This is a genomic window from Actinomadura logoneensis, from assembly GCF_003428695.1.
Lineage (GTDB): Bacteria > Actinomycetota > Actinomycetes > Streptosporangiales > Streptosporangiaceae > Spirillospora > Spirillospora logoneensis.
Window position 1 is genome coordinate 1 of record NZ_QURH01000014.1, and the last position, 9,090, is coordinate 9,090.

At 73.4% G+C, this 9,090-nt stretch carries 9 protein-coding genes and 1 rRNA gene; 5 read left to right on the top strand and 5 right to left on the bottom strand.

Annotated features, from left to right (window positions below; genetic code table 11):
• Positions 1-165 precede the first annotated feature (165 nt).
• A 5S ribosomal RNA gene (gene rrf, locus DZF91_RS01005) occupies positions 166-282 on the top strand.
• Positions 283-468: 186 nt separating this feature from the next.
• Positions 469-849 (top strand): VOC family protein, encoded by a 381-nt coding sequence (locus DZF91_RS01010; protein WP_117355639.1) that lies wholly within the window; start codon positions 469-471, stop codon positions 847-849.
• A 57-nt stretch (positions 850-906) separates the two neighbouring features.
• On the opposite strand, the gene DZF91_RS01015 is transcribed toward DZF91_RS01010, so the two are convergent.
• Together DZF91_RS01015 and DZF91_RS01020 are read right to left on the bottom strand one after the other, a co-directional pair.
• A complete protein-coding gene (locus DZF91_RS01015; protein WP_117355640.1) occupies positions 907-2,091 on the bottom strand; it encodes an MFS transporter in 1,185 nt (394 codons plus the stop codon).
• Between the two features lie 251 nt (positions 2,092-2,342).
• Positions 2,343-3,005: a helix-turn-helix transcriptional regulator gene (locus tag DZF91_RS01020; RefSeq protein WP_117355641.1), complete on the bottom strand. Its 663-nt coding sequence runs from the start codon at positions 3,003-3,005 to the stop codon at positions 2,343-2,345.
• Positions 3,006-3,142: 137 nt separating this feature from the next.
• Between DZF91_RS01020 and DZF91_RS01025 the strand changes: the two genes are divergently transcribed.
• Positions 3,143-3,991: an oxidoreductase gene (locus DZF91_RS01025; RefSeq protein ID WP_117355642.1), complete on the top strand. Its 849-nt coding sequence runs from the start codon at positions 3,143-3,145 to the stop codon at positions 3,989-3,991.
• Between the two features lie 85 nt (positions 3,992-4,076).
• On the opposite strand, the gene DZF91_RS01030 is transcribed toward DZF91_RS01025, so the two are convergent.
• Positions 4,077-5,111 carry a diacylglycerol/lipid kinase family protein gene (locus DZF91_RS01030; RefSeq protein WP_117355643.1) on the bottom strand — a complete coding sequence of 345 codons (1,035 nt, stop codon included), beginning with the start codon at positions 5,109-5,111 and terminating at the stop codon, positions 4,077-4,079.
• Between the two features lie 91 nt (positions 5,112-5,202).
• Between DZF91_RS01030 and DZF91_RS01035 the strand changes: the two genes are divergently transcribed.
• Positions 5,203-6,270, top strand: coding sequence for an alpha/beta hydrolase (locus DZF91_RS01035; RefSeq protein WP_117355644.1), 1,068 nt, complete (start codon positions 5,203-5,205; stop codon positions 6,268-6,270).
• A gap of 9 nt (positions 6,271-6,279) precedes the next feature.
• Positions 6,280-7,167 carry an amidohydrolase family protein gene (locus DZF91_RS01040; protein ID WP_268915907.1) on the top strand — a complete coding sequence of 296 codons (888 nt, stop codon included), beginning with the start codon at positions 6,280-6,282 and terminating at the stop codon, positions 7,165-7,167.
• Between the two features lie 84 nt (positions 7,168-7,251).
• Here the strand turns inward: DZF91_RS01040 and DZF91_RS01045 are convergent, their stop codons facing one another.
• Both DZF91_RS01045 and DZF91_RS01050 read right to left on the bottom strand, forming a co-directional pair.
• Positions 7,252-8,406, bottom strand: coding sequence for a cation diffusion facilitator family transporter (locus DZF91_RS01045; RefSeq protein ID WP_117355645.1), 1,155 nt, complete (start codon positions 8,404-8,406; stop codon positions 7,252-7,254).
• Positions 8,403-8,795, bottom strand: a complete 393-nt coding sequence (locus DZF91_RS01050) for an ArsR/SmtB family transcription factor (RefSeq protein ID WP_117355646.1) — start codon at positions 8,793-8,795, stop codon at positions 8,403-8,405. Before DZF91_RS01050 ends, DZF91_RS01045 begins: the two co-directional genes overlap by 4 nt.
• Positions 8,796-9,090: the final 295 nt, after the last annotated feature.

Sequence of the window (9,090 nt, forward strand, 5' to 3'; positions counted from 1 at the left end):
GCCGAGTGGCTTGAACACACTGAACGTTCAAACCAATCGCTGCAAGAAATGTTCGCGTCCCTGTGTGGTTCCCAGGAAACAACCTGGTCGGACCGTACAGTTGAATAGTGAGCCTGACGGCTCGAACGAGACTTGCCGACCCCATCTGGGGTTGTGCGTTGATCGTTCGGTGGTTATGGCGAGGGGGAAACACCCGGTCCCATCCCGAACCCGGTAGTTAAGCCCCTCAGCGCCGATGGTACTGCATGGGAGACTGTGTGGGAGAGTAGGACGCCGCCGGACATATGTGAGGCCCGCCACTTTGTGGCGGGCCTCACTTCATTTCCCATGGGACATTTCTTTCCCATGGGAAAGGCCCCGCCATCACTGGCGGGGCCTTTCTTATTTTCCGAGTGTTCCCCGGCTGAACCGGCGGCTTCGGGTCATCCTGGGTGATCACGCGAGTTGGCGGCGTCCTAGGGTTCGGACATGCGTATCGACCGGCTTGATCATCTGGTGCTGACCGTCGCGGACATCCAGGTCACCGTGGATTTCTACACCCGTGTTCTCGGTATGGAGGCCGTGACGTTCGGGGCCGGGCGTACCGCTCTGGCCTTCGGAAACAGCAAGATCAACCTGCATGAGGCCGGCCGCGAGTTCGAGCCGAAGGCGCATCGTCCTACACCGGGAAGTGCTGATCTCTGCCTGATCAGCGGAGACTCCCTGGAGCAGGTGATCGCGGACTTCGCCGCGCACGGTGTCACGATCGAGGAGGGGCCGGTGGAGCGCACCGGCGCCACCGGCCCGATCCGGAGTGTCTACGTCCGGGACCCGGACCGGAACCTGATCGAGGTCAGCGTCTACCTCTGAACGGTCAGAGCCCCGCTGGCAGAGTGAGGCACCGGGCCGGGCGTCGGGGCGGGGGTGTCACGTCCTCGTGGTGGTGGACGCCGACCAGAACACCAGCAGGAGCAGCATCAGGGCCGCGGTCGCACCGCCCGAGAGCATGACCGTCGACGGGGAGGTCCGGTCCACCACCAGGCCGCCTGCCAACGCTCCGGTGGAGAGCGTCGCCTGGAAGGACGAGGTGAACAGGACGGACGCGGCCTCGGGGGTTCCGGGAGTCGCGGCGGAGAACCATGTCTGGGAGCAGACCGGGATGGCTCCGTAGCCGACTCCCCAGAGGGCGAGGAGGACGGCCGTGCCGGCGGGGCTGTGTCCGACCGCCGGAAGGGCGAGAGTCGCGAGCGCGATCAGGCCTGCGGCGATGGCGGACGTCAGGGCCGGGCGCCGCGCGACCATCAGGCCCCCGAGGAAGTTGCCCGCGAGGCCCGCGACGCCGTAGAGCAGGAGGAACGCGGTGGGCGAGACATGCGTGACCTGCTCCAGGAACGGCGTCACGTACGTGTAGGCCCCGAAATGGGCCAGGACGATCAGGACGGTGAGCGCGAGGGCCCGCCAGGTGTTCCGGACGCGTAGCGCGGAACGGAGCACTGTCAGGCGCGTGGCCTGCTCGGCGGGCAAGGGCGGCAGAAAGACGGCCAGCGCGGCCAGGACGGCCACGGAGAGTGCGGCCATGACGGCGAAGCTGGTGCGCCAGCCCGCCGCGTCCCCGATGAGCGTGCCGAGAGGGACGCCGAAGACCGAGCCCAGCGGGACGGCCGAGAAGACCACGGCGGTCGCGCGGCGGACCTGGGGCGGGGCGACCAGGCGGTCGGCGAGGCCGGCCGCGATCGACCAGAAGCCGCCGATGACGACGCCGACCAGGACGCGCGAGAGCAGCAGCGTCCAGAACGCCGGGGCGGCTGCGGCGAGGACGTTCGCGACGGCCAGTAGGAGCAGGCACGCGCACAGCATCAGGCGGCGGTCGAGCCGCGCGGTCGAGACGGTCAGAACCGGGGCGGCGACGGCGGCGAGGTAGCCGGGCATGGTCATCATCAGTCCGGCCGTGCCGTCCGAGACGGTGAAGCCGGAGCCGATGGACGTGAGCAGGCCGACGGGGAGGATCTCGGTGGTGACGATGGTGAAGATGCCCATCGTCACCGCGAGCACCGCGGGCCAGCCGGGTGGTCGGGTGCGGGGTGGGGCGGTCGGGGCGGCCGTGGACGTCATGGCGTCGAGCCAACCGGTGCGCGGCGGTCCGGGCTGGCGGGATCGCGACCTCATAGTGGACCCGCGAGGCTGGGCGCGGGTCCGCCGCCGCGTCAGGCGGTGCGGCGGCGCACCGTCCAGGCGGTCGCGGCGGCGGGCACCGGAACGTCCAGATGGTCGCGGCGGCCAGCGCCGGGACCGTTCAGATGGTCGTGGCGGCGGGCCGTGGTCCGACGTTCCGTTCGCTCGTCCGGAGTCGCCGCGCGGGCGTGTTACGGGACGAGGCCGGGGGAGCGGGCGCGGAGACCCGCCTGGAAGCGGGAGTCGGCGTCCAGCAGCTCCATGAGCTCGGCGACGCGGCGGCGGTACGTGCGCAGGGAGATGCCGAGCCGGCGGCACGCGGCCTCGTCGGTCATGCCGTCCGCCAGCAGGGCGAGGATGGCGCGGCTCTGCTCGCCCAGCGCCGGGGTCGCGGCGGTGCGGGCGGCGAGGTCCACGGCGCCGTGCCAGGTGGCCCAGTAGAGCGCGAGGATACCCGCCACGACGGCGGGGCTGCGGACGACGGTGAACTCGCGGTCCCCGGCGCGCGGCTCTCCGGCGATCACCGCGACCCGGCGGTCCACGACGATCGTCTCGTGCGGGACGGGGCCGTCCAGGACGCGCACGCGCGGGCCGTGTCCGGCGAGGTCCTTCAGCACCCGGACGGCGGTGGCGTCGGCCAGCACGTCGCTGCTGTACAGCTTGTACGCCCGGACGCCGGGACGGGCCCGGCGAGCGGCGACGATCCGTTCGTGGGCGCCCGGCAGCGCCCACGTCCGGGGATGCGCGGCGGCGCACACGAACTCCTCGCGGGCGTCGGCGAACAGCGGCGCGGCGCGCTCGACCAGCTCGCGCTCACCGCGCAGGACGACGTTCTGATCAAGGTCGGTACTCATCGTCCCCAGTCTCCGGCATCGCCGCGGGCCTCGCCAGAGACGCCGCGGACGGGGGCCCGGCCGGGAGCGGTGCGGCGGGTTGGCAGCTTGGTGCCAGCGGCTCGCCGAATGCCGGGCGAGGCGCGAGGCTTACCCCCATGACGACCTTTGACATCAGTGGTGACCTGCAGGTTCGGCGGATGGGCTTCGGGGCGATGCGGCTCCCGGCGAGTGAGCGCGGCGGCCCCGCCAACGACCGCGAGACCGGGCTCGCCGTCCTCCGCCGGGCGGTCGGGCTCGGGGTGAACCACATCGACACCGCCGCGTTCTACTTCTTCGGCGACCTCACCGCCAACGGCATGATCCGGGAGGCGCTGCACCCCTACGCGAGTGATCTGGTCATCGCGACGAAGGTCGGGCCGCGCCGCGAGCCGGGCGCGCCGATGCCGACCGGGCAGCTCGCCGCGGGCGAGCTGCGCGGCGAGGTCGAGCGCAACCTCCGCGAGCTCGGCCTGGACCGGCTGGACCTGGTCTACCTGCGGCCCGGCGGCATCGAGGCGCCGGGCGGGGAGTCGATCGCCGAGCGGTTCGAGGCGCTCGCCGCGCTGCGCGAGGAGGGGCTGGTCCGGCATCTCGGGGTGAGCCACGTGGACGCGGCGCAGCTCGCCGAGGCCCGGGCCATCGCGCCGGTCGCGGCCGTGCAGAACCGGTTCGACGTCACGCAGCCCGCGGACGCCGAGATGCTCCGGACCTGCGAGCGCGACGGGATCGCCTACGTGCCGTACTTCCCGCTCGGCGGGTTCGGCGTGCCGGACGACGCCCGGCTCAAGGCCGTCGCCGCCCGGCACGGCGCCACTCCGGCGCAGGTGCTGCTGGCGGGCCTCCTGGCGCTGTCGCCGGTGACCCTCGCGATCCCCGGCACGTCCTCCCCCGTCCATCTGGAGGAGAACGTGGCCGCCGGGGACCTGGCGCTCACCGAGGAGGACCTGCGCGAACTCCGGCCCTGATCCTGGACGGCACCGGGCAGGTCCCTCACCAAGCAGGTCACCTACGCCGGGCATCCGCTGGAGGACGGCGGCGGCACCGGGCTGCTCACGTGTCGTGGAAGGACTGCGGGACGATCACGCGCAGGGCGTTGCCGAGCAACCGGATCGTGACGGGCGTCCGGCCGCGGATCTCGCCGTCCACGTCCACCGGCAGCGGCGGGTCGGTCGCGATCCGGACGTGCTGGGTGGTCAGGAACGCGCCCTCCGACAGCGACCGCCAGGGGCCGGTCAGCACGTGCCGCGCGGTCGCGGACGCCAGCCGCAGCCGCCGCTCGTCGCCGAGCCGGTAGACCGCGAGGAGGCGATCGTCGGGGCTGGCGTCGCGCGCGATGCGCTGCCCGCTGTGGTGCGCGCCGTTGGCGACGTTCAGCTGGTGCGTCTCCACCTCGGTCGTCTCGCCGTCGATCTCGATCGTGGCGCGGAACGGGTCGTGCCGGGGGAGCAGCCGGGCGGCCGTCAGCGCGTACGCCGGGCGGCCCAGCACCCGCTTCAGCTCGTGCGGGACGTGCCGGGCGACTTCCACCGACAGGCCGAGGCTGACCATGTTGGCGAAGACGTGGCCGCGGGACGCCCCGTCCAGCCCGTCGGGGGCCGAGGCGTCGATCGGCTCCCCGGGCCCGGCCCCTGGCTCGGGCTCGTCGTCGGTGTCGTCGCCGGTGCCCTGGAACCAGCCCACGTCCACGTCGGCGACCTTGCCCGAGCCGAGGACCTCCACCGCGCCGGCCAGGTCCATGGGCAGTTCCAGGCTGCGGGCGAAGTTGTTGGTGGTGCCCAGGGGCAGGACGCCGAGCGCCATGTCCCGGTGGGCGAGATGCTTGACGGCCTCGGCCACCGTGCCGTCCCCGCCGCCGACGACGACCAGGTCCGGGTCGTCGGCGAGGACGCGGCGGAACAGCGCGCCCAGACCGGTCGGGTCGGTCACGGGCACGATCTCGGCGAACTCCAGCCCCGCGCCCGCGAGCAGGGTCCGCGCCCGCTCGTGCAGGCGGCGGCCGCGCCGGGACCGGGCGTTGACGATCAGCACGGCGCGGCCGGACCCGCTCCGGATCGCGGCTTCCAGCTCCTTCTTCGAACGCGGCAAAACAGCCCTTTCCGTGATTACCCTGCGTTATAAGGCTCTTGGTGCGGGGAATAAGTACCTCAAAGTTGATGGTTTTAAGCGGGGCGGAACAATGCGGCGGCACGGTCGGCTCCGGGCCGGACTGATCACCGGTGCGGCCCTCGCGGGACTCGCGGGGCTGGCGGTGACCTCGAGGCTGCTGACTCCGCTGTCCATCGCGCCGGGCGGGCCCGCCCCCGCGCCGGCCCCCGCCGCCGACGACGGGGCGACCGTGGTCGGCGAGCGCAGGCGCGGCGAGCGGGTGCTCGACCTGGCCGTCCGGTCGCCCGTGCTCCCGTCGGTCGCACACGTCAGGCTGCTGCTGCCGCCCGGCTGGCGGCGCGGCTCGGCCCGCACCTGGCCGGTGCTGTGGCTGCTGCACGGGACGGGCGGCGACCACGCGTCCTGGACCGGGCACACCGACGTCGAGGAGCTCACCGCCGGGCTCGACGTGCTCGTCGTGATGCCGGACGGCGGCCCCTGCGGCCTCTACACCGACTGGTGGAACCGGGGGACGGGCGGGCCGCCGCGCTGGGAGACCTTCCACCTGACCGAGCTGCGGCAGATCCTCGAACGGGGCTACGGCGCCGGGACGTCCCGCGCGGTCGCGGGCGTCGGGCAGGGCGGACTGGGCGCGCTCGCCTACGCCGCGCGGCACCGTGGCCTGTTCCGCGCGGCGGCGTCCTTCAGCGGTCCGCTCCACACCCTGCACAACGAACCAGGCGGCCTGGACGTCTCCGATCTGGTCGAACTCGCCGTCGCGGTCGGCGCTCGCGGCGCGGCCTGGACGGACGTCTGGGGCGACCCGCGCGAACAGCGCATCGTGTGGCGGCAGCACAACCCCTATGACCTGGCCGACCGGCTGTCCGGCGTGCGGCTGCACGTGGCGTCCGGCGACGGCGCCCCCGGCCCCCTGGACCCGCTCCCGGCGTCCGGACCGGACGGCCCCGCCGCGCTCGAGGCGCTGTCCCGGGCGCTGAGCGGCGACTTCACCGGAAAGCTGAAGAAGCTCGGCATCCCCGTCTCCACCCACTTCTACCGGGGCAGGCAGGGCTGGGCGTACTGGCGGCGCGAGCTGCACGCGGCGCTGCCGCTGCTGCTGGCCGAGCTCGCGGGTCCGGGCTCCGCGCGGGCGGGCTAGGCTCGCGGGGTGACTGAACCGCGTTCGGACTCCTGGGTCGCCGGCGTCTGGCGGGAGCTGGGCCTGCCCGGCCTGATCGACGTGCACGTCCACTTCATGCCGCCGCGCCTGACCACGGCCGTGTGGCGCTACTTCGACGAGGCCGGGCCGCTGGTGGGGCACGAGTGGCCGATCCGGTACCGGTGGGCGGAGGACGAGCGGGTCGAGCACCTGCGGTCGATGGGCGTGCGGGCGTTCACCTCGCTGCTGTACCCGCACAAACCGGGCATGGCCGAGGCGCTGAACGGCTGGGCCGCCGAGTTCGCGGCCCGCGTCCCCGAGTGCGTCCCGACCGGGACGTTCTTCCCCGAGCCGTCCGCCCCGTCCTACGTGGAGCGCGCCCTCGCCGCTGGGACGAAGGTGTTCAAGGTGCACCTCCAGGTCGGCGGCTTCGACCCGCGCGCGGACGAGCTGGACGAGGTCTGGGGCATGATCGCCGACGCCGGGGCGGTCGCCCTCGTGCACGCGGGCTCGGGGCCGGTCGCCCACGGATTCACCGGGCCCGGCCCGTTCGGCGAGGTGCTGGAACGCCATCCCGGGCTGCGGACGGTCGTCGCCCACCTCGGCGCGCCCGAGTTCACCGGGTTCCTCGACCTCGCCGACCGGTTCCCGGCCGTCCACCTCGACACGACCATGGTGTTCGTGGACTTCACCGGCGGCCTCGGCTCGTTCCCCGCCGCCGAGCTCCCGCGCCTGCGCGACCTCGGCCTCGCCGGACGGATCCTGTACGGCACGGACTTCCCGAACATCCCCTACACCTACGCGCACCAGCTCGAAGGGCTCGTCCGGCTCGACCTCGGCGACGACTGGCTGCGCGCCGTCTGCTGGGACGGCGCCGCCAAGCTCCTCGCCCTCTGACCGGACCGGCCCCCTCGGCACGGGCGGAGCCCCGTGTGGACCTCTGCGCGAGCGAGGTCCACACGGGGCTCCCGGGCTTGGTGATCAGTGGCCGCAGGGCGGCTGGGCGCCGGACGCCGCACCGGACGCCGCGGCGGGCTCCTCGGCGAGGCCGTCCGCGACATGGCGGGGGCCGTGCGGGTCCTCGCAGTGGAACTGGTCGTCGCTGTGGTCGACCTCGAGGGTCGTGTGCGTGATCCCGTAGCCGTCCCGCAGCAGCTCCTGGAGGTCGCGCCGGACGCCGTGGCAGTCGCCCGCCGGGTCCACCAGGACGTGCGCGGACAGCGCCGGGTAGCCGGAGCCGAGCTCCCAGACGTGCAGGTCGTGCACCTCGCGGACGCACGGACGGTCGGCCAGCCGGGTGCCGATCTCGGTCGGGTCCAGGCCCGCCGGGGCGGCCTCCATGAGGACCCGGCCCGCGTCCTTCAGCAGGCCCCAGCCCGCCTTCAGCATCAGCGCGGCGACGACCAGCGAGGCGATCGCGTCCGCGCGGGCGAAGCCGGTCAGCCAGACGACCGCGCCCGCGATCGTGGTGGAGATGAACGCGTACAGGTCGTTCAGGATGTGCTGGAACGCGCCCTCGACGTTCAGGCTGGTCCGGTTCGCCCTGCTGAGCAGCCAGGTCGCCACGAGGTTCACGCCGATGCCGGCGAGCGAGGTCCAGAACACCAGCCCGCCCTGGACCTTCGGCGGGTCGGCCAGCCGCATCCCGCTCTCGAACACGAAGTACGCCGCGAGCAGGATCAGCGTCAGCCCGTTGAGCTGCGCCGACAGGATCTCGGCGCGGCGCAGCCCGTAGGTGTAGCCGCCGCGCGGCGGGCGCGCCGCGATCCGCATCGCGATCAGCGCCAGCACGATCGCGAACGCGTCGGTCAGCATGTGCGCGGCGTCCGACAGCAGCGCCAGCGATCCGGCGACCAGGCCGACCACGACCTCGCCGGCCATGAACGCCAGGATCAGGCCGAGCGCGCCCATGAGGTAGCGCCGGTCCGCGTCGGCGGACACGCCGTGCCCGTGGCCGTGGCCGTGCCCGTGTCCCCGGTCCTGGCTCTGGTCGCCGTGCCCGTGGCCATGCCCAGGGTCATGACCAGGGCCGTGACCAGGGCCCTGGTCCGTGCCGTGGCCGTCGCCGGAGCCGGGGGCCGCGGGCCTCCCCAGGGTGTCCGCGTGCTCGCCGGTGGCGGTGTCCTCGCCGCTCATGCGCCTTCCTTCGTGTGGCCTACGTGGGTCAGGGCGATGTCCAGCAGCATCCGGACGTGCGAGTCGTCCAGCCGGTAGTAGGCCATCCGGCCGGCGCGCCGCACCCGGACCACCCGGCTCGCGCGCAGCAGCCGCAGCGCGTGCGACACGGCCGACTCGGAGTGCCCGCACGCGGCGGCGATGTCGCACACGCACATCTCGCCCCCTTCGAGCAGCGCCGTGATGACGCGCAGCCGCCCGGGATCGGCCAGCAGGCCGAACACCTGGGTCAGCTCGGTGATCGCGTCGCCGTCCGGCATGGCCGCCGAGACGTAGGCGACCTTCTCGGGGTCGACCACCCGGACGGCGCAGGTGGCCCCCGCCGGTCCATCATATGAAGCACTGCTCATATGAGCAAAGGTAGTACATCGGCGATCAGTACCGGAACCCCCGGGGGTGGTCGGAACCACCCGGGTGGGACGCGGGCGGCCCGGTGCCGGGTTCCGGACCGGCCGGATGCGGCCTGCGTGACCTGGCCCGTCGCGGATCCGGCGGTGTCGGCGGACGCGGGCCGGAGACCGGGCCCTCCCCGGCTTTCGGGTGGGCGCCCACCTCCGGCGCGACGCCCTCGGAGTCCGGCGGGCGGTGGCTCCCGCCGCCGGGCGCGCCGGTCGCCGTCCCGGGGGATGCCGGATCCGGCGGCGG